Annotated in this window: 14 protein-coding genes; 2 read left to right on the forward strand and 12 right to left on the reverse strand. The window is 53.6% G+C overall.

Going from position 1 to position 19,821, the window contains the following annotated elements:
• Nucleotides 1-252: 252 nt before the first annotated feature.
• The 5 genes from recG to gmk all read right to left on the reverse strand — a co-directional run bounded on the left by recG (nucleotide 253) and on the right by gmk (nucleotide 6,433).
• Complete coding sequence (recG, locus tag VFA_RS19040) at nucleotides 253-2,331, reverse strand: ATP-dependent DNA helicase RecG (RefSeq protein ID WP_038152632.1); 2,079 nt, start codon at nucleotides 2,329-2,331, stop codon at nucleotides 253-255.
• A 145-nt stretch (nucleotides 2,332-2,476) separates the two neighbouring features.
• A complete protein-coding gene (gene trmH / locus VFA_RS19045; protein ID WP_004728485.1) occupies nucleotides 2,477-3,163 on the reverse strand; it encodes a tRNA (guanosine(18)-2'-O)-methyltransferase TrmH in 687 nt (228 codons plus the stop codon).
• A 112-nt stretch (nucleotides 3,164-3,275) separates the two neighbouring features.
• The gene (gene spoT / locus VFA_RS19050; protein ID WP_004728486.1) at nucleotides 3,276-5,396 is read right to left on the reverse strand and encodes a bifunctional GTP diphosphokinase/guanosine-3',5'-bis pyrophosphate 3'-pyrophosphohydrolase; all 2,121 of its coding nucleotides are present in this window, start codon (nucleotides 5,394-5,396) and stop codon (nucleotides 3,276-3,278) included.
• 38 nt (nucleotides 5,397-5,434) lie between these two features.
• Nucleotides 5,435-5,707 carry a DNA-directed RNA polymerase subunit omega gene (gene rpoZ / locus VFA_RS19055; RefSeq protein ID WP_004728487.1) on the reverse strand — a complete coding sequence of 91 codons (273 nt, stop codon included), beginning with the start codon at nucleotides 5,705-5,707 and terminating at the stop codon, nucleotides 5,435-5,437.
• Nucleotides 5,708-5,809: 102 nt separating this feature from the next.
• Complete coding sequence (gene gmk / locus VFA_RS19060; protein WP_014204297.1) at nucleotides 5,810-6,433, reverse strand: guanylate kinase; 624 nt, start codon at nucleotides 6,431-6,433, stop codon at nucleotides 5,810-5,812.
• Nucleotides 6,434-6,827: 394 nt separating this feature from the next.
• On the opposite strand from gmk, the gene VFA_RS19065 reads away from it, so the two are divergent.
• On the forward strand, nucleotides 6,828-7,493 hold the full coding sequence (locus VFA_RS19065; RefSeq protein ID WP_004728490.1) for a 7-cyano-7-deazaguanine/7-aminomethyl-7-deazaguanine transporter: 666 nt from the start codon (nucleotides 6,828-6,830) through the stop codon (nucleotides 7,491-7,493).
• A 93-nt stretch (nucleotides 7,494-7,586) separates the two neighbouring features.
• Here the strand turns inward: VFA_RS19065 and VFA_RS19070 are convergent, their stop codons facing one another.
• Together VFA_RS19070 and VFA_RS19075 are read right to left on the reverse strand one after the other, a co-directional pair.
• Nucleotides 7,587-9,290 carry a sodium:solute symporter family protein gene (locus tag VFA_RS19070; RefSeq protein WP_004728491.1) on the reverse strand — a complete coding sequence of 568 codons (1,704 nt, stop codon included), beginning with the start codon at nucleotides 9,288-9,290 and terminating at the stop codon, nucleotides 7,587-7,589.
• 12 nt (nucleotides 9,291-9,302) lie between these two features.
• On the reverse strand, nucleotides 9,303-9,569 hold the full coding sequence (locus VFA_RS19075; RefSeq protein WP_004728492.1) for a DUF4212 domain-containing protein: 267 nt from the start codon (nucleotides 9,567-9,569) through the stop codon (nucleotides 9,303-9,305).
• 426 nt (nucleotides 9,570-9,995) lie between these two features.
• On the opposite strand from VFA_RS19075, the gene VFA_RS19080 reads away from it, so the two are divergent.
• Complete coding sequence (locus tag VFA_RS19080) at nucleotides 9,996-11,741, forward strand: potassium/proton antiporter (RefSeq protein ID WP_004728493.1); 1,746 nt, start codon at nucleotides 9,996-9,998, stop codon at nucleotides 11,739-11,741.
• Nucleotides 11,742-11,743: 2 nt separating this feature from the next.
• Here VFA_RS19080 and VFA_RS19085 read toward each other — a convergent pair whose 3' ends face one another.
• The 5 genes from VFA_RS19085 to pyrI form a co-directional block, all read right to left on the reverse strand.
• Complete coding sequence (locus VFA_RS19085; protein ID WP_004728494.1) at nucleotides 11,744-12,373, reverse strand: response regulator transcription factor; 630 nt, start codon at nucleotides 12,371-12,373, stop codon at nucleotides 11,744-11,746.
• A gap of 183 nt (nucleotides 12,374-12,556) precedes the next feature.
• A complete protein-coding gene (pulA, locus tag VFA_RS19090; RefSeq protein WP_004728495.1) occupies nucleotides 12,557-16,135 on the reverse strand; it encodes a pullulanase-type alpha-1,6-glucosidase in 3,579 nt (1,192 codons plus the stop codon).
• A 379-nt stretch (nucleotides 16,136-16,514) separates the two neighbouring features.
• Entirely contained in the window at nucleotides 16,515-18,311 is a 1,797-nt protein-coding gene (locus tag VFA_RS19095) for a protein-disulfide reductase DsbD (protein WP_038152598.1), read from the reverse strand.
• A gap of 222 nt (nucleotides 18,312-18,533) precedes the next feature.
• Nucleotides 18,534-19,007 carry an arginine repressor gene (locus tag VFA_RS19100; protein ID WP_172475432.1) on the reverse strand — a complete coding sequence of 158 codons (474 nt, stop codon included), beginning with the start codon at nucleotides 19,005-19,007 and terminating at the stop codon, nucleotides 18,534-18,536.
• 351 nt (nucleotides 19,008-19,358) lie between these two features.
• On the reverse strand, nucleotides 19,359-19,820 hold the full coding sequence (pyrI, locus tag VFA_RS19105; protein WP_004728498.1) for an aspartate carbamoyltransferase regulatory subunit: 462 nt from the start codon (nucleotides 19,818-19,820) through the stop codon (nucleotides 19,359-19,361).
• Nucleotide 19,821: the final 1 nt, after the last annotated feature.

Consider the following 19,821-nt stretch of genomic DNA (forward strand, 5'->3'; position numbering starts at 1 on the left):
ATGCGCTGAGTGGGCATTGGAAGCGGAACGCGGACGTTATCTGTGATTGCTGTTAATCAGGTCCGGCTCAGGATATGGGGATTCTTCTCAAGGTAAACGTTTGCGTTTACTCAAATTTGGCGGCGATTATAGAGGTTTTACTCAAGAAAGCAAACGTTTGCCAGAAGGTTGAGGCCCGTGATTGATCGGCGTCAATTGGCAAGGCGTGAGGACGCCGCTTGAGGAAAAGCGGCGAAGGCGATCTCGCGCGTTTTAGGCTTTGGCGTACACGTCGCGTTCACCCAACCAGCGATCGATGATTGCGACCGCATTGTCGGGGTATTGTTCGTGAATGTGGCGGGCGATGCGTTGCACTTCCGGGATCAGGCGTTGGTCTCGCACCAGATCGGCGATTTTGAAATCGGCCAAACCGGTCTGCTTGGTGCCCAGCAGTTCGCCGGGGCCGCGAATTTCTAAATCGCGCTGCGCAATCACGAAGCCATCGTTGCTCTCGCGCAGGACACCGAGGCGTTTTTGCGCTGTTTTTGACAGCGGCGCATGGTAGAGCAGGACACAATGGCTGGCCACCGAGCCGCGACCCACACGGCCACGCAACTGGTGCAACTGCGCCAGTCCCAAACGTTCTGGGTTTTCGATGATCATCAGGCTGGCGTTGGGTACATCCACCCCGACTTCAATCACCGTGGTGGCGACCAATAAATGCAGCTGGTTGTCTTTAAATGCTTGCATCACGGCCTGCTTTTCGGCCGGTTTCATGCGCCCGTGCACCAAACCAATGTTGAGGTCTGGCAGTTTGCGTTGCAGCTCTTCGGCGGTGTCTGCCGCCGCTTGCGCTTCGAGCACTTCGGACTCATCAATCAGGGTGCAGACCCAATACGCTTGCTTGCCTTCAGTCAGGCACGCATGGCGCACGCGTTCAATGATGTCGGCGCGCTTGGTGTCGGGAATGGCCACGGTTTGAATCGGCGTTCGGCCGGGGGGTAATTCGTCGATGATGGAGGTTTCCAAATCGGCATAGGCGGTCATGGCCAAGGTGCGCGGAATCGGCGTGGCAGTCATGATCAGTTGATGTGGGTACGCGCCTTGTTTGGCGCCTTTTTCACGCAGTTCTAAACGTTGGTGAACCCCAAAGCGGTGCTGCTCATCAATGATGACCAGCGACAGGTGATCAAACACCACATGCTCTTGAAACAGCGCATGCGTACCGACCACCATTTTGACTTCGCCACTGGCGATGCGCGCCAGTTCCGCTTCTTTGGCTTTGCCTTTGAGTTTCCCAGCTAACCAACCAACGGGAATGCCCATGCGCTCAAACCAGTTGGCAAAGTTGAGGGCGTGCTGCTCAGCCAAGAGTTCGGTCGGCGCCATCAGCGCAACCTGATAACCGTGTTCGAGTGCGCGCACGGCCGCCAGTGCTGCCACCAAGGTTTTACCTGAACCCACATCGCCTTGCACCAGTCGCATCATCGGGTGGGGCTTGGCGAGGTCGGCTTCGATTTCACGCACCACACGCGCTTGCGCTTGGGTGGGCGAGAAGGGCAGTTGTGCCAGCAGTTGTTGTTTGAGCTGATGGGTCTCCGGCAGCGGCAGCGCGACGTCTTGCTGACCTTTGCTGCGCACCGCGAGCATCGACAAGTTTTGCGCCAGCAGCTCTTCCATGATCAGGCGAATCTGCGCCGGATGACGGCCTTCGTCAAACAGACTTAAGTCAATGTCTGCCGGTGGGCGGTGAATGGTGTGCAGCGCTTGAGCGAGGGTGATTTGGTGGTCATACAGCCCAGAGGGCAGTAACTCTTGTACTGCGGCTTTGTCGAGCAGTGCCAACGCTTGATCGGTGAGGTTACGCAGCGTGAGCTGGCGCAGGCCATCGGTGGTTGGGTAAACTGGGGTCAAGTTGGGTTCGACATCGGGGTTTTGCGCCGGCGCGAAAAACTTGTAATCCGGGTGGATGATTTCCAGCCCACCATTACCACGCTTAATTTCGCCGTAAGCGTGTACTAACTTACCGTCGGCGAAGTTGTTCTTCATGCCCGCGGTGAAGTTGAAAAAACGCAGCGTGAGCGTGCCGTTGCCATCGCTGATTTTGACCGTCAGCATTTTACGGCGACCAAAGGTGGTGTCGACCGCCATCACTTTGCCTTGCACTGCGGCCCACAGCCCCGGATGCAGTTTGATGATGGGGTAGACGCGCGTGCGATCTTCATAGCGCAGCGGCAAGTGAAACAGCAAATCTTGAACGCTGTTCAAGCCAATTTTTTCCAGCTTTTCGGCCACCTTGGCACCGACGCCGGACAGGGAGCTTAATGGAATTGCTGAAAGAAGTTGCGACATAAATTCAACCACATAACCAATGGATGGGGTCACGTGTGACCCCTCAAATCCCGACGTAAACTCGGCGTGACGATTCAAACATCAAATTGCTATTCAAACACTGAGCTGTCTATTTGTACAGGGGGAAATCGGCACGAAGGGCCAATTACGCGCTCTGCATCGCCTTCCACCATGCTTCGTCGGCCACGATCTGACCTGCGTCATCCAATGATGGGTAGGCAAGCTTTTTGCGTTTGGCGACTTTCGCCAACACCGGATGGCCGCGTTCAAACAGAATGCGGTTGATGGTGTCTGCGGGCAGCGGACTTTCGTCTCGCTCATACATACCCGCTTGCTGACGTTGTCGCTGCGCTTCATACAAGATCAACGCGCTGGCCACCGACACATTGAGCGATTGCACCATGCCGACCATGGGAATCACGATGTCTTGGTCGGCCAGTGCCAAGGCTTGCTTGGAGATGCCGACTTTTTCACTGCCCACGATGATCGCCGTAGGTTGGGTGTAGTCGATGTCACGAAAGTCGACCGCGTCGTCTGACAGGTTGGTCACCAGCACTTGCATGCCTTGCGCTTTCAGGGTTTTGATCGCGTCCAGCGTGCTGTTGTGTGTTTCCACTTCCACCCAGTTGCGCGCGCCCGCTGAGGTGTGCGTGAGGGTGCGCATTTGCTCGTTTGGCCACACGGCGTGAATCTTATGCAGGCCGACGGCATCGGCGGTGCGAATCACGGCGGAGACATTGTTGGGTTTGTGCACTTCTTCCAGACACACGGTTAAGTCGGTTTGACGGGCTTTCAGGACTTCCTGAATTCGGGCGTAACGATCTAAATTCATGGTGAGGACTCTTGGGGGACCCACATGCTGGCAAATGGCGGCACGATTTGGGTCTCTCGTAAAATAAAAAAGCCCTTGATAGGTGGCTATCAAGGGCAGTGTACAGTATGAGTTAGTACTTTCTGCGCCTGACTTTCAGCGCATTGGGCATCGCACGAATTTTACGCATGATGCCAGCCAGATGAACGCGATCTTTGGTGGTCAGCGAGACCGTCACGGTGTAGAGGCGACCATCTCGTTCTTCGGTCGACAAGCCATGAATGTTCGATCCGGTATTGGAGATCACGTTGGTCAGCTCAGCGAGTGCGCCTTGACGGTTTTGCATGTCCACACGCAGATCGGCAATGAACTCTTGCTCGTAATCTCGGCTCCATTCCACGGCCATGTACTTATCCGGTTCACGTTGATAACCGCGCACGTTCGGGCAGGTTTCGCGGTGGACCACCAAACCTCGGCCCGGTGACACATGGGCAATGATCGAATCGCCTGGAATTGGATGACAGCAGTTGGCGAACGTCAGCAGAATGCCTTCCGCGCCGCGAATCGGCAGTTTCTTCTTCGGTTTGCTGTCTTTGGTTTCCAGTTCCGTCAGTTCGTCAGCATCGCCGAGGAGGCGACGTGCGATGACGATACTCATCAACTCACCCAGACCAATTGCGGCCAGCAGATCGTTTTCAGACGCGATCTTGAGATCACTGAGCACATGTTTGATGTTGTCTTCACTGATGTCACTCAGAGACAAGTCGCCTAGCGCATGGTTGAGCAGACGGCGGCCTAAGGTGATCGACTCTTCACGGCGCATGGTTTTCAGCACTTGACGAATCTTGGTGCGCGCACGTGAGGTGACCACGTAGTTGAGCCATGCTGCGTTCGGGCGAGCGCCCGGTGCGCTGATGATTTCAACGGTTTGGCCGTTTTTCAGCGGTTTGCTCAGTGGGTACGGCGTGCGATCAACACGCGCGCCGACACAAGTGTTGCCCACATCGGTGTGCACCGCATACGCAAAGTCAACCGCGGTGGCGCCGACAGGCAGTTCCACAATGCGGCCTTTGGGCGTGAAGACGTAAATCTCATCTGGGAACAGATCGGATTTGACGTTTTCAATAAATTCGAACGAGTTACCGGCGCTTTGTTGTAGCTCAAGCAGGCTTTGCATCCAGCGCTGCGCTTTAATCTGCGCGGTGGTGCCAGCGCGATCGCCGTTGGCTTTGTAAGACCAGTGTGCCGCGACCCCTTTGTCTGCCATTTGATCCATGTCTTCGGTACGGATCTGCACTTCCACCGGCACGCCGTGCGGGCCGACCATGGAGGTGTGTATGGATTGGTAACCGTTGGCTTTGGGGACGGCGATGTAATCTTTCATACGCCCCGGACGCGGCTTGTACAGGCTGTGTACCTGACCGAGCACGCGATAACAGGTATCGGCAGTGTCGACCACCACGCGGAACGCGTAAATATCCATAATGGTGTGAAAACGCTGTTCTTTGGTTTTCATCTTGTTGTAGATGGAGAACAGGTTCTTTTCGCGGCCCACCACACGAGCAGGCAAGCCCACTTCTTGCAAACGGCCTTCGATTTCACTATGAATGCGCTGAATCATCTCTTTCCGGTTACCGCGCGCGGCTTTCACTACTTCTTTCAGAACGCGATAACGGTTGGGATACAGGGCTTCAAAGCCCAGCTCTTCAAGCTCGGTTTTGATGTTGTGAATGCCGAGGCGGTGTGCCAACGGGGCGTAGATTTCTAGTGTTTCACGGGCAATGCGACGTTTTTTGTCTGGGCGAAGGGCGCCCAACGTGCGCATGTTGTGAGTCCGGTCTGACAGCTTGATCAGGATGACGCGAATGTCCTGCACCATGGCCAGGACCATTTTTCGAAAGTTCTCAGCCTGGGCTTCTTTGCGATCGCGGAATTTGAGTTTGTCGAGCTTCGAAACGCCGTCCACCAGTTCTGCCACGGCATGGCCAAACTGAGCTTCGAGGTCTTCTTTGGTGACGTCACAATCTTCGATAACATCATGCAGGAGGGCGGCTTGCAGCGTTTCTAAATCCAAACGCATTTCTGCCAGAATTCGAGCTACGGCAACAGGGTGGATAATGTAAGGTTCGCCGCTGGAGCGGGTTTGCCCTTCATGGGCATCTCGTGCCACCACATAAGATTGGCGCAGAGCCTCAATTTGAGGCTCTGTGAGATATTCCTGGGCAACATCTTTGAGGCTATCGAATAGATACAAATTTCAGGCCCGAGTGTTGATTAATTCCTGATGCAGAATTAACGGTTGTGCACGATGCTGCTCACCGCTGCCAATTCTGCTGCTTCTTGCTCTTGCTGCTCTTGGCGTTCACGTGCGTCTAGCACATCTTTCGTGATAAGACCTTCTTCGATTTCGCGTAGAGCGATAACCGTTGGCTTATCGTTCTCTTCCGGCACCAGTGAGTCTTTACCGCCAGTTTGCATTTGACGAGCGCGGCGAGCCGCAATCAGAACTAGGTCGAAACGGTTGCCAACTTTTTCAACAGCGTCTTGAACAGTTACGCGTGCCATGAGAACTCCAAATAGTTAACTAAAATGTTGAATGACGAGAAAGTATACAGCCTAACGCGTTGAGATACTAGCGACAGGCTGGCCAATTTCATGGTGGCGGGCTTAGTCCGCCAGAAGTGCAGCCAGCATACTGCTATATTTAGCAGCTTGCTTATCCTGCTTCAATCTTTCTGCACGCATGATGGCTTTAAAATCCATCAGTGCGACATCGAAATCGTCGTTGATGATCACGTAGTCGTATTCGCTGTAGTGCGAAATTTCTGACTGCGCTTCACTCATCCGTTTTGCAATTACTGCTTCGCTATCCTGGCCGCGCGTGTTTAAACGACGCTCCAGCTCTTCTTTGGATGGCGGCAGAATAAAGATGCTTTTCGATGCTGGCATCTGTTCGCGGATTTGACGCGCACCTTGCCAGTCAATGTCCAAAAAGACATCAATACCTTTATTTAGTGTGTCCTCAATCCAAACACGGGATGTGCCGTAGTAGTTTCCGAACACTTCGGCGTACTCCAAAAACTCGCCTTTTCCAATCAAGTCTTCGAAGTGTTCCTTCTGAACGAAGTGATAGTGCACGCCGTCTTGTTCGCCCGGGCGCATGCCGCGCGTGGTGTGCGAAACGGACACTTTCATCGCGTACGTTGGATTGCGTTCCAACAGCGCCGCGATCAAGCTCGATTTGCCTGCGCCACTTGGTGCAGAGACGATGTATAGAGTACCTTTGCCCATCTGTTCGGTTCCACTTTGGGTTGGGATTGTGTGCTCACGCATGTGCGTGCAACACCCTAAAAGATAGCACTGGCCCGCATTTGTTCATTCAGAGGATGAATTTTAGGCCAGAAAAATGGAGGCGAAGATTAGCACGATCCTTTGGATCTTCTCAAGCAAAAGGTCACCGAATGAGATCGGTTTCGTGGTGGGCGTGATCGGAGCAAAACACAATCATTTGAGGATAAAAACGTTTGCTATTTTTTGCTCACTTGCAGGGCGAATTGATTACGGTATAATCGCCGCCCTTGACGCTGGCTGCGAGCCAGAACGACGTCAACACGAACATTGATGCGTGAAGCTGCGGCTTCCATTTGGGTTCCCTCGCCCCCAAAACAAACTAAAAAGGTACACAATGAGTAACTTTACCCCTGCGCAGCAGCGCAAAGCTTTATCCTATCTCGTTCTATTTCACCTGGTGATCATTGCCTCGAGCAACTATCTGGTGCAGATTCCATTTACCGTGTTTGGCTTCCACACCACGTGGGGCGCTTTCACGTTCCCGTTTATTTTTCTGGCAACCGACCTAACGGTGCGTATCTTTGGGGCGCCAATGGCCCGCAAAATCATCTTTTTGGTGATGTTGCCGGCGCTGTTGGTGTCGTATGGGTTGTCGGTGGTGTTCTTTGAAGGTCAATTTCAGGGTGTGGCGCCGCTGAGTGAATTTAACCTGTTCGTCGCGCGTATTGCGGCTGCAAGCTTTATGGCATATCTGCTCGGCCAAATCATGGACGTGCATGTGTTTAACCGCCTGCGCCAATTGAAGCAGTGGTGGGTCGCGCCCACCGCATCTACGCTGTTTGGGAATGCGCTCGATACCATCGCGTTCTTTGCGATTGCTTTTTATCAAAGTCCCGATCCGTTTATGGCGCAGCACTGGACGGAAATCGCGCTGGTGGATTACAGCTTTAAATTGATCATCAGTTTGGGGCTATTCGTGCCAATGTACGGTGTGCTGCTCAACTACCTGATCCGCAAACTGACGGCGGTGAATCCGAATTTTTCGGTTGCCAAAGCGTAAGCAAGGCGTGGTGAATTGCCAAAGAAAAGCCCGGGACATGTGCCCGGGCTTTTTTGTGGAGAGAATCCCTACAATTCGCTCCTCTGGAGAGGATTAATGGTCGTGAGCAGCACCGGCACCTTTCGGATAACGGATAGACTCCACCATGTCTTGAACTTCATTCGGGACTTCGGCGGTGAACTTGTTCACGACGATTGAGACCACAAAGTTCAGACACATACCCAGTGTACCGATGCCTTCTGGGCTGATGCCGAAGAACCAGTTGTCTGGCGTGCTTGCCGCTGGGTTAATGAACTTGAAGTAGATGATGTACGCTGCGGTGAAGACAATACCTGCGACCATACCGGCAATCGCCCCTTCTTTGTTCATCTTCTTGTAGAAAATACCCAAGATGATGGCTGGGAAGAAGGAGGCGGCAGCCAAGCCGAAGGCGAACGCAACCACCTGCGCCACAAATCCGGGCGGGTTAATCCCCAAGTAACCAGCACCGATGATGGCCACGATGGCCGCCAAACGCGCCGCGAGCAGCTCTTGTTTGTCGGTCATATTGGGTCGGAAGCCTTTTTTCAACAAGTCATGTGAAATAGAGGTTGAGATCACCAGCAGCAGACCTGCTGCAGTTGACAGTGCTGCGGCTAAGCCACCTGCAGCCAGTAGGCCGACGACCCAGTTTGGCAATTTGGCCAGCTCTGGCGATGCCAGAACGATGATGTCACGGTTGATGCTCATCTCGTTACGTTCGTCGCCTGAGTAGAACATGCGGCCATCGCCGTTCTTGTCTTCCCAGCCGACTAGGCCTGTGCTTTCCCAGTTCTTATACCAGCTTGGTGCTTGATCCCCCGGTACACCTTGCATGTCCGGACCGTTGATGGTGTCGATCATGTTGACGCGAGCAAACGCAGCCACACCCGGTGCGGTGGTGTACAGCAATGAGATGAACAGCAATGCCCAACCTGCCGAGATACGCGCATCACGGACTTTCGGCACGGTGAAGAAACGGATGATGACGTGGGGGAGACCCGCCGTACCCACCATCAGCGCGGCGGTGATGAAGAACACATCCACCATGCTCTTGTTCCCTTGGGTGTACGCGGTAAATCCGAGTTCTTGGGTTAAGCCATCCAGTTTATCCAGCAAGTACACATCGCTACCGGCAACGGTGGAACCCATGCCCAGTTGAGGCAGCGGATTACCCGTCATCATGATTGAGGTAAAGATGGCGGGCACAAGGAAGGCGAAAATGAGCACACAGAATTGAGCCACCTGCGTATAAGTGATGCCTTTCATGCCACCCAGTACGGCGTAGAAGAACACGATCGCCATACCAATGATGATACCCATGTTGATGTCAACTTCGAGGAAACGAGAGAACACCACACCCACACCACGCATCTGTCCGGCCACGTAAGTGAACGAGACGAAAATCGCACAGAATACCGCAACCATACGGGCAGTTTTGGAGTAGTAACGCTCACCAATGAAGTCAGGCACGGTGAACTGGCCGAACTTACGCAAATAAGGTGCTAAACACAGTGCCAACAGCACGTAGCCGCCCGTCCAACCCATCAGGTAAACTGCGCCATCGTAGCCGATGAAGGAGATGATCCCGGCCATGGAGATGAAAGAAGCCGCTGACATCCAGTCGGCTGCCGTGGCCATGCCGTTTGCCACCGGGTGAACCCCACCGCCGGCGACATAAAATTCACTGGTGGATCCCGCACGTGCCCAAATCGCGATACCGATGTACAGCGCAAATGAGAGACCAACCAGAATAAACGTCCAAGTTTGAATATCCATTTCTAAACCCTCTTAGTCTTCATGTACGTTATATTTCTTGTCGAGCGCATTCATGCGCGCAACGTAAATAAAGATTAGGGCGACAAAGGTGTAGATAGAGCCTTGCTGGGCAAACCAAAAGCCGAGTTTAAAGCCGCCAATTTGAATGGTGTCCAGCGCATCGACAAACAGCACGCCGGCCCCGTATGACACAAGGAACCACACTGCGAGCAGTGCGCCCATAATTCCCAAGTTTTCCTTCCAGTAGGCTTGAGCATGTTCTGTTGATTCGAACGCCATGGCCTTCTCCTTCCGTTTCTATTCCTGATGAGATGTTGTGTTAACGCAATGTTACGATTTGTAATCTAGCAGTGTTTTGGCAAGGGATCTGTGCAACTTTAGTCGTGACGTTTTTTGTTTAAAACGCTTTAAAATCAAAGCGTGTCTGCGAGTTTGTGATGTGTGTTTTATGTTAAGGTGATGTTAAATTAGCCAAAGGTCTAACACCAGAACGTCATAAAATTGTGTTCAGATAACGTTTTGATGCGAAATTGGTGTCATGAGCGTGAGGGCAAGATCGGCGCAAGTCTTATGTCATGAGAACTTGGTGGTATTTGTTTACACAAACTTTTCGTAAAAGTGGGGAGTTTTCGTGCACAATAGGCGAGCAGCGGGCGGTGGGGTTCCACCGTATAATAACAACAATTTAATCAAGGGAGCTAAAGAGTGGACGCGATCACCATCAACAGCTTTTTTCTGATTGGCGCATTACTTATCGCGCTTAGCGTACTCTTAAGCCCTGTATCCTCAAAATTGGGTATTCCAATTCTTTTGGTGTTTCTTGCCGTCGGTATGGTGGCTGGGGAAGATGGGCTCGGGGGCATTTTATTTGATAATTATCCGGTTGCGTATTTGGTGAGTAACCTCGCGCTGGCGGTGATATTGCTCGACGGCGGTATGCGCACTCGGGTGGCAAGTTTTCGAGTGGCATTTTGGCCCTCGGTGTCGCTTGCGACCGTGGGGGTGGCGATTACCACCATGTTAACGGGATTGATGGCGGCATGGCTATTTGATCTCGATTTGATGCAAGGGATTTTGGTTGGCGCGATTGTCGGCTCGACCGATGCGGCTGCGGTATTCTCGCTGCTGAAAGGACGCAGCCTGAACGAACGTGTCGGCGCTACACTGGAAATTGAATCGGGGACCAACGACCCGATGGCGGTCTTTTTGACCGTGACAATGATTGCCGTGCTGGGCAGCCAAGGCACCGATCTGAGCGCAGGTTTTCTGGCGCTGAGTTTTGTGAAGCAGTTTGGTTTGGGGGCGTTGCTCGGCCTGTGTGGCGGTTGGCTACTGTGGAAACTGATTAACCGCAGCCAATTGCCAGAAGGGCTGTATTCGATTCTGACCATCAGCGGTGGTTTGATCATTTTTGCGTTGTCGAATGCGCTGGGCGGCAGTGGCATTTTGTCGATTTATTTGGTGGGGTTACTGATTGGTAACCGTCCAACGCGCAGCCGCCACTCGATTTTGAACGTGCTGGATGGCATGACGTGGTTGTCGCAAATCGGCATGTTCTTGGTGCTGGGGCTGCTGGTGACGCCGTCGAATCTGGTGTCGATCATGCTACCGGGTCTGGCATTGGCGTTTGGGATGATCTTGTTTGCGCGTCCTATTTCGGTCTGGATTGGCCTGTTGCCATTCAAGAGCTTTACCGCGCGTGAAAAATGGTTCATCTCTTGGGTGGGTCTGCGCGGCGCTGTGCCGATCATCCTGGCGGTATTCCCAATGATGGCCGGTCTGCCGGGCGCGCAGCTCTACTTTAACTTGGCGTTTTTCGTGGTCATGGTATCGCTGATTGTGCAAGGCGGAACGCTGACCAAAGCGATGTCACTGGCGAAAGTGGAATTGCCATCTAAACCGGAGCCGATGTCTCGCACGGGCGTGGAAATTTTCCCGACCAGCGAGTGGGAACTGTTCATCTATAAGCTGAAACAGGAAAAATGGTGTATTGGCGAGCCACTGCGTAATCTCTTCATGCCTGAGGGCACGCGGATTGCGGCGCTCTTCCGTCAGCAGCAGTTACTTCACCCATCGGGCAGTACCAAGCTGGAAGAAGGCGATACGCTGTGTGTGTTGGCGCAGGAAAAAGATCTGGAAGCCTTGAGTCAGTTGTTTAGTGAAGCGCCTGAAAAAGCGTCATTGGCGCGATTCTTTGGTGACTTCTTCTTGGATATCGATGCGAAGTTATCCGATGTGGCGATGATTTACGGTTTGGATCTCGGCGAACTCAATGATGAGAAAACCCTGAAGGACTTGGTGACCGAACACCTTGGCACCACGCCGGTTCTTGGTGACCATTTTGAGTGGCACGGCCTGTATTGGGTTGTGGCGGATGTGGTGGACTGGCAGGTGGTGAAAGTGGGTCTGCGTCTGCCAGCCGAGAAAGATATTCAGGAAGCGAGCGAGTAAATTTACTCGCTGATCTCCTTCAACAGGATCACCGCCTGCGTGCGGTTTTTCACCCCAAGTTTTCGGAAGATCGCCGTCATGTGTGCTTTGATGGTGGCTTCCGAAACATTCAACTCATAAGCAATCTGCTTATTCAATAAGCCGTCCGATAACATGCCCAGCACCTTGTATTGCTGGGGGGTGAGGGCGGCTATTTTTTCCGCCAGATCGTTGCACGCGCCTGCATTTGCGATCAGCCCTTCCGGAAAGTATGGTTCGCCGTTCAACACCTGATTAATCGCACTGATTAAGCTGCGCATGTCGCTCGATTTGGGAATGAAGCCAAACGCGCCGTGGCTTTTAACTTGTGACACCACCGACGGCTCTTCACTGGCCGACACGACCACAATCGGCAAATCCGGGTGTTCGGCGCGCAGGTGGATTAGCCCAGACATGCCATTGGCTCCGGGCATTTTCAAATCCAGCAGCAATAGGTCCGGCTCCGATCCTTTGTCGAGCAATGCAAGCAGCGCTTCTAGCGAATCGGCTTCAAGAAGGTTCGCCCCACTGACTGCCATGTGCACCGATTGGAACAAGGCATTGCGAAATAGCGGATGATCATCGGCGATGATGATGGTGTAGGTCGAGTCCATGACGTTAAACACTTTGAACAAATAAGTTAATGAAATTATTGTCCGCTTTGAAAATATGGACAATGCTCACACACTAAAAGTCTGAACTGTATCCCTATTTTGGGTCAGATCGCTGCAACAAAAAAAAGCGCTGAGCGTCGTATGCTACGCTCAGCGCAAAGGTTATGGACAATGTGTGATGACTTAATTCGTGATTGGGGCTTCAAAAACGGCGACAGACCAAGCCGGAACGGACAGCTTGCCGTCGTCTACGCTGGCACCAAAGCCGATTGAATCACTGCCCGCCTGTTGTTGAGTGCTATGCAGCTGATAGCCACTGGCATCCACGCCGGCGAAATTGCTAACCGGGGTCGGTGACGCGTTGAGAACCACGATCAGGCCACTGCGCTCAGCATCGATGGTTGAATCGAACACGTCGGTGCTGTTGTTGATGCTCATCACGATCAAGCCAGGAATTTGAGTGCTTCCGGTGTTGTGGAAGGCAACGCGTTTGATGATCTCGCTGCCTTTGCCTAACGTCAGCAAACCGGATGAGGCGCGCAACTGGGCCATCTCCATAAAGTAGCGGTTCATCGCTGCGATGTTGTCTGCGCCTGGATTCGCCGCTTCACCTGCACCGGTGATCACTTGGGTGATGATGTCCCAGTTGTCGCCATCTTTATCAGAACGAGGCAAGCCCACATCCCAGTTGTTGCCTTGCATGCTAAAGTCGACGCGGTTGAACCAGTCGCCCGAGTCGTACGAGTCGCGCTGCATGGATTTCGAGCGTAGCAGTTCGCTGCCCATGTGGATAAACGGCACCCCTTGCCCTAGCATGGCGGATGCGAGACTGACGGCTTGCATGCGGACACGCGTTTCGACGGAGGCGTCATAGGCGATTTTGTACTGGTTGTTGTCCCACAGCGTTTGGTTATCGTGTTTCGAGACGTAGTTTTGGATTTCCCACGCATCTTCCGCATAACCGGCGGGTTGACCGTTGTAGTCCAGTTCTTCACCCGTGATGGTGTTATCTTGACTGTCGATAAAGGTAAACGCTTTGAGGTTACCGGCCATGCCAAGGCGAACCAAATCAGACAGATGCAGCGCGCTGGCCAGAGTGTCGCTCGACGCTAAGTCATTGGGCTGCACGTAAATGCCGTTGCCGAAGCCTTGATTTGAACGCAGAGCGTCTTGACTATCGAATGGGCCGCCGCCACGCACCGCATCACGCAGGCGATCCGAGAAGGAGCCAATCCCGGTGCCGCCTAAGTTGGATTGGCTGGCTTGGGTAAACATACGATCGCCGACCACTTCACCAAAATCCCAACCCTCACCATAGAAGTAGACTTGAGGATCAATCGCTTGTGCGACTTGCAGTGTGTGCTGAATCTGCGCCAAGGGGTGATGGCCCATCAAATCCCAACGGAAAGCATCGATTTTGTAGTCGCGGACCCACGTGGCGATGGAGTCGTCAATCAACTTGGCAAACATGCGGTTTTCTGGCGCGGTGTTGGAACAACACGTGGAGTTCTCAACGCTGCCGGAATACTCATTCAAGCGTTGGTAATACCAAGGCACGATGCGGTCGAGTACCGATTTCGAAGAGGTTCCCGACTCATTGGTGTGGTTGTACACCACGTCCATGACCACATTAAGGCCAACGTCTTGCTTGATCGCCATGACCATCTGACGGAATTCAAGAATCCGCGCTAGGCCATCCGGATCGCTGGCATAAGAGCCTTCCGGCACCGTGTAATGGAATGGGTCGTAGCCCCAGTTGAAGCTGTCCACATCGCGTACAAACGCGTTCAGGCGTTGTACGGCTTGCGTCTGTTTGTCGTCGCTTTGCAGCGCGCTAAACACATCGGCAATGGTTTGGCTGCTGCTGCAGTAGGCGCCAAAGTCGCTGTCGGCACTGACCGTCGGCTGCAGTTCACACAGCTTGCTGAACGGCTGGTCGATATCGGCCACTTGATCGGGGTCTTCATTGATGGTGGCAATGTCAAACACCGGTAGCAGGTGCAGGTGCGTGACGCCAGAATCCGCCAGCGCTTTCAGATGGCTGACCGCCACGGAATCGCTTTGTGTAAAGGCGGCAAACTTGCCACGGTATTGCGCGGCCATGCTGCTGTCTGATGAGGAGAAATCGCGCACGTGCGCTTCGTACAAGACGAATTGAGATGGGTTGTCTTGTGTATGCGGTGCACTTAAGGTGCCCCAACCGGTTGGCGTCACCTCGGTGCTGTCGAGGTTCACGACCTGACTGTATTCCGAGTTGCGGGCCAAGCTGTGAGAGTATGGGTCGGTGACTTCATACTCTTCCACCTGATCGGTCGCAGGGTGGTACACCTTCACGCGGTAGCGGTAAAAATCGCCATGCGCCAGCGCCGTCTCGGCGGCATACCAACTACCGGACGTGTTGTCCCAGTTCATTGCAATGGTTTCTTTGAGCTGTTTGTCGGCATCATAGGCAACCAAATCGACCGATTGCGCTGTCGGGGCCCAGAGACGGAAGCTGGTGGTGTTCCCACTGACGATCGCGCCATATTGCAACTGACTGGCGGTATCGGCGTAGAGGGCATCCAAAGCGCTGGCAGGTTGCACTTCGGTCGCCAGAATCACGCCGCTGCTGTCACTCGCGACCAACCACAGCTGGCCTTTGAGCATGGTTTTTAAATCGTGTTGCGCGGTGGAAAAATCAAATTGAAACGCCTTGAAGGCATCGACTAGGTGCGGTTTGCTACTCTTCCAATCATCACTGCCCGCTTGGCTGGTGGTGATGAGGTCATCAAAACCGGTCACGGTTTTACTGCTGCTGTCAAACGCCAGATCGCCGGTTTCGGAGTAGTACAGCGACAGCGATGTGGCATCGAGGCTGGCCACCAACAGCGTGCTGGCATCGGCAAAAATGGCGCTGGCGCCGCTCAGGGCGACTTGCGTTTGCGGTAACCGGGTTAAAGGTTCGTAATAAACTTTGTCGGTGCCTTTAAACACAAATCCAATCGGGCCAATGACGCTTTGCTTGGAGAAATCAAAACTCAAATCGGCGGTCTGGTAGGTGCCGTTGTCGTTAGGAATGATGTTAATACAGGTGTTTTCATCATTGGTTGGCAGATCCCAATACGCACCGTACGCAGAACTAAAGCCGGTGGGAGCCATCCCCGGCCATGTGGTATTGCTGTCATCAAAACTGGTGCAGGTCTCGTTATTCCACACGTGCAAAGTAAACGCGTCGAGATCACCGTCGGTGCTATTGAAGTAAATACGTGTGGTGTTAGCCGCCAAGTCACTGGTTGGAATCAATTCCGGATACACCGCCGCAACCCCTTGCTGGGTGTAGGCGCTGTCGTTTTCTCCCAGTTGGGTCAGATCGATTTTGCCATCGTATTCTCCCAGCACTTTGTTGCCGTCGACACGCGGGATGAAGTTAATACACTGCGTGCTGTCTTGGTTGTAACTGAGCGTCCAGTAGGCTCCAAATTCAGGATCAACACCGTCTGCGGGGAGCCCTTGGTTCCAATCCGAGGCGGCACTGGTATCCCCGGCAAAGGCGTTACAGTTGCTGTCGTTCCAGATGTATAAGGTCGCATTGTCGTAGGCCGTACTGTCGGCGCTCAATGTTGTCACGGTGTCGTTGGCTTTGTAGTAGACCGTGACCGTTTGCGTGCCGGTGTCGACGTCATCATCGTCAGACGATGAATTACAGCCGACCAACACTCCCGCGGCGATGATTGGCAACATCGCCTGCCAAAGTACCGAATGAGGCAGAGTAGGTTTGTTCACGTTTGTAGACTCCTGATTGTTATGATCGCCTGGCCATGCTTAGCCCGGCTCTTTTTGCAATCGATATGCTAAAAGCCGGCTGGGGCTACAAAGTGTGAGTCAGTGCCGTAAAGATAATTTGGTGACAGAAAAAATCTCGGCTTGGAGTCCGCGTCACCAAATGTGGTATGAGTTGTAGTGAGCGTTGGCACATATTGAAGGGGGAGGTGCGGGGTGGAGCGGGGGCGGAGGTGTCGCACGGCGCACACAATGTTGTTAGACAGCGGTTGCATTGCACGATCGTTGGTCGTGTGTGCCTGTGGGAGCGTGAAAATTAGGCAGATATTTCAGTCACTTCCTTCATTGACTAAAATATCTGCCATGCCAAAACGGTGACCCGTTATAGCTGATGGTTTTTGAGATGTTGTAAAAACTGCTCGGCAGGTTGAAAGCCGGTGATGCGCGCGTTGGGCACGGATTCGCCTTGAGCATTCCAGAATTCAATCGTGGGTAACCCCAACACTTGTCGCTGTTTGAGCAGGGCAATGTCTTGCGGCTGGTTGCGTGTGACGTCGGCTTGCAGCAAGACAAAGTTTTTCAGTTTCTGCGCCACATCCGGATGGTGGAAGGTGTACTTGTCAAACTCTTTACACGCCACGCACCAGTCGGCATAGAAATCAAGCATCACCGGTTTGCCAGCCGCTTTGGCGTTGGCCAGTTCGCGGTTGAGATCGTCCACATTGGCAATCCGCGTAAATGCAATCGTCGGTTGTGCCTGCGTGGCCGCGTGTTCTGGCAGCAGCCAATGGTTCAGGAGCGGCTGGGCTGAGGCCAGCAGGCCGAGCATGGCGATGATGCCCAGTAGGCTCTGCTTCCAGCCGGCAAACGGCAGGCTGTTTTTAACATGGTATAACCAACCAAACGCGGCGATGCCAAGCAGAGACCACAGCGCGGTGGCCCAGAATTCAGGCAGCAGGCGCTCCAAAAGGAAAATCGGCGCGGCGAGCAGAATAAAACCAAACAGCGTTTTGACGCGTTCCATCCACATGCCTGCGCGGGGCAGCAGACGGTTACCAAACACCGCCACCAGAATCAGCGGAATGCCCATGCCGAGAGCCAGTGCGTAGAGCGCCACGCCACCGGTGAGCAAATCGCCACTTTGCGCCACATACAGCAATGCGCCGGACAGCGGCGCCGTGGTGCAAGGGGAACACACCAAACCGGAAATCGCCCCCATGGCAAACACGCCCGCAAGGCTGCCGCCTTGTTGTTGGTTACTGAGGTTGTTCAACCAAGTCTGGACGCGGCTGGGCAGTTGTAAGGTGTAAAGGCCGAACATGGAGGCGGCGAGCAGCACAAACAGCGCGCTGAGGCCAATCAGCACGTACGGATGCTGTAAGGCGGCCTGAAATTGCAATCCGGCTGAAGCGACCACCAACCCGAGGAGGGTGTAGGTCAGCGCCATGCCTTGTACATACACAACACTGAGCAGCAGTGCGCGGCGGTGCGACAACTGGCCGCCACCGAGCACAATGCTGGTTAGGATCGGATACATGGGCAGCACGCATGGGGTAAACGCCAGCCCGATGCCGAGCAGCAAAAACAGCAGTGGCGTCCACCAAGCATCGGCCAGTTGTGATGCCAGAGAATCCTGTTGAGACGCAGGTGCGCTGCTGGGCGTGATAGCGGCGTTGTCCGTCGATGCGGTTGTGGCTGACGGCGCGGGTGTTATGGCGGCGGCCTGCGTGCCATTGAAACGCTCGATGTCGATCACACGCGTTTCCGGCGGATAACAGAAGCCCGCTTTGGCACAGCCTTGATACTGCACAATCAGACGCGCGCCATCTTGGTAGTCGCTCAGCGGCAGCGCGAGCGACAACGGCGTGGTGTAAATGGTGACATCGCCAAAGAATTCATCGTGATACGGCTGACCTTGCTGCAACTGATAGTCGCCCAGCGTCACCTTGTCGGCGCTGATGCTGATGCGGTCTTGATAGAGGTAGTAGCCGTCTTTCACTTGCCAATCGAGGTAGATTTGATGGCCTTGTTGAAATGAGCTGAACGGAAAGGCTTCATCGACGGTGACAAAACGCGAGTTACTGCCCAGCGCCAGCGGATTGCTGTTGCCAAAGGCGGCCAGTGCGGGCTGGCTGAGTGCGGCACACAGCAGCAGAAAAAAAGACAAAAATATACGCATCATCGAGACATTCTGAAAAAGTGGACGGTCATACTATACCCAAAAAATCCGCGACTGCGTTTGTTGGTATCAAATTCTGTGCAACATCAGGCGCACCCGCGGTGTTTGGGGGGTTGTTCGATGAGACCGGTGGAAAGGGGATTTGGTTTCATGTTGGGGCGCAAATGGCGTCAATTTGCTGAAAAACCGTGGGGAAACACCCGCACAGGGCGGGTGCTTGAGTTAGGCCACGCCGAGGCGGGTTTTGACGATGTGTTCGCACGCTTCCACATTGTTGGCGTCGCGCGGGATCACCAGCACGGTGTCATTGCCGCCCACGGTGCCAAGAATTTCGCTGTGCGGGTCGATGTCCACTAATCGCGCCACCAATTGCGCGCTGCCGGGATGGGTTTTGACCACCACAATCGCTTGGTTGTGAGTGATAAATTCAATCTGCGAGGCGATGGAGGATTCCACGCGCACCGGCGCGGTTTCCACCGTGATGCAATAAACTTTCTTACCGCAGGCATTTTGTACTTTCACCACGCCAAGCTGTGACAGCAGGCGCGACACCGTCGATTGACTGATGCCCTCAAAGCCCAGTTCGATGAGTTTTTCACGCAGTTCATTTTGATTGGCAAAGCTCTGCTGTTGAAGCAGGCGTTTGCACGCCGCCGCCAGAGATTCATCCTCATACGTGAGTGCACTGTGAGGCATTTTTCTGTTCACGGGTAACTCCTTATCCAGTCACGCCTAGGCGCGAGACAATCTGGTATTCCATACCCTGTCAGCACACTCCCAAAGCCTTAGAGTGCGACATCCACCCACGATGCACATCGCAGCATGGGCGGGAAACCGGTGTTGAGCACTGGGATCATTATCGTTGATGGCAGCAGCTTACCATTATTCACAATGTGGCTTTTTGAATAGGATCACCAAACAATAATTCGGATAAATATGTCATGCTTGGTATTTTATGTTGAAGTGATGTAACTTTATGCAATATTGCGTGCGGTGAGCGGGGAGCCACTCAGCGCCAACGTAGGCGGCTGAGTGGCTGGCGGTGAATCAATTCTCGGTCATGATTTCGCGCGAGAATACTTTTTCACAGTAGTGGCATTTGAGCTGCACATTTTCTTGTTTCAGAATCACGCGAAAGCGGCTGTTGACCGGCTCGCCGTGTGAGATGCAGTTGCTGTTCGGGCAAGCAAACACGCCGTCGATGCGCTCAGGTAGTGCCAGCGTCAGTTTATTCACCACCTGATACTCTTCAATTTGGTTCACGGTCGCATTCGGTGCGTACAGCGCCAGTTGGTTGGCCTGCTCTTTGCTCAGGTAGACGTTCTCAATCTTAATCAAATCTTTATGACCCAGCGCAGACGAGGGCAGGTTGAGGCCGATGGTGATGCGCTGATTGGTTTCATGCAGTTTGAACAGCGACAGAATCTTGATGCCGAGGTTGGCAGGAACGTGGTCAATCACTGAGCCGTTGCGGATCGCTTCTACCTGTAGTTGGTTCTCTTTTACCATG

This window comes from Vibrio furnissii CIP 102972, assembly GCF_000176175.1.
GTDB classification, from domain to species: Bacteria; Pseudomonadota; Gammaproteobacteria; order Enterobacterales; family Vibrionaceae; genus Vibrio; species Vibrio furnissii.

Coding starts and splice junctions, on each gene's coding strand:
- VFA_RS19100 (WP_172475432.1), bottom strand. CDS start 19,007: ATGCCTCACAGTGCACTCACGTATGAGGATGAATCTCTGGCGGCGGCG.
- gmk (WP_014204297.1), bottom strand. CDS start 6,433: ATGGGCAAAGGTACTCTATACATCGTCTCTGCACCAAGTGGCGCAGGC.
- VFA_RS19075 (WP_004728492.1), bottom strand. CDS start 9,569: ATGGCGTTCGAATCAACAGAACATGCTCAAGCCTACTGGAAGGAAAAC.
- VFA_RS19095 (WP_038152598.1), bottom strand. CDS start 18,311: ATGCGTATATTTTTGTCTTTTTTTCTGCTGCTGTGTGCCGCACTCAGC.
- VFA_RS19085 (WP_004728494.1), bottom strand. CDS start 12,373: ATGGACTCGACCTACACCATCATCATCGCCGATGATCATCCGCTATTT.
- pyrI (WP_004728498.1), bottom strand. CDS start 19,820: ATGGTAAAAGAGAACCAACTACAGGTAGAAGCGATCCGCAACGGCTCA.
- trmH (WP_004728485.1), bottom strand. CDS start 3,163: ATGAATTTAGATCGTTACGCCCGAATTCAGGAAGTCCTGAAAGCCCGT.
- rpoZ (WP_004728487.1), bottom strand. CDS start 5,707: ATGGCACGCGTAACTGTTCAAGACGCTGTTGAAAAAGTTGGCAACCGT.
- VFA_RS19070 (WP_004728491.1), bottom strand. CDS start 9,290: ATGGATATTCAAACTTGGACGTTTATTCTGGTTGGTCTCTCATTTGCG.
- recG (WP_038152632.1), bottom strand. CDS start 2,331: ATGTCGCAACTTCTTTCAGCAATTCCATTAAGCTCCCTGTCCGGCGTC.
- VFA_RS19065 (WP_004728490.1), top strand. CDS start 6,828: ATGAGTAACTTTACCCCTGCGCAGCAGCGCAAAGCTTTATCCTATCTC.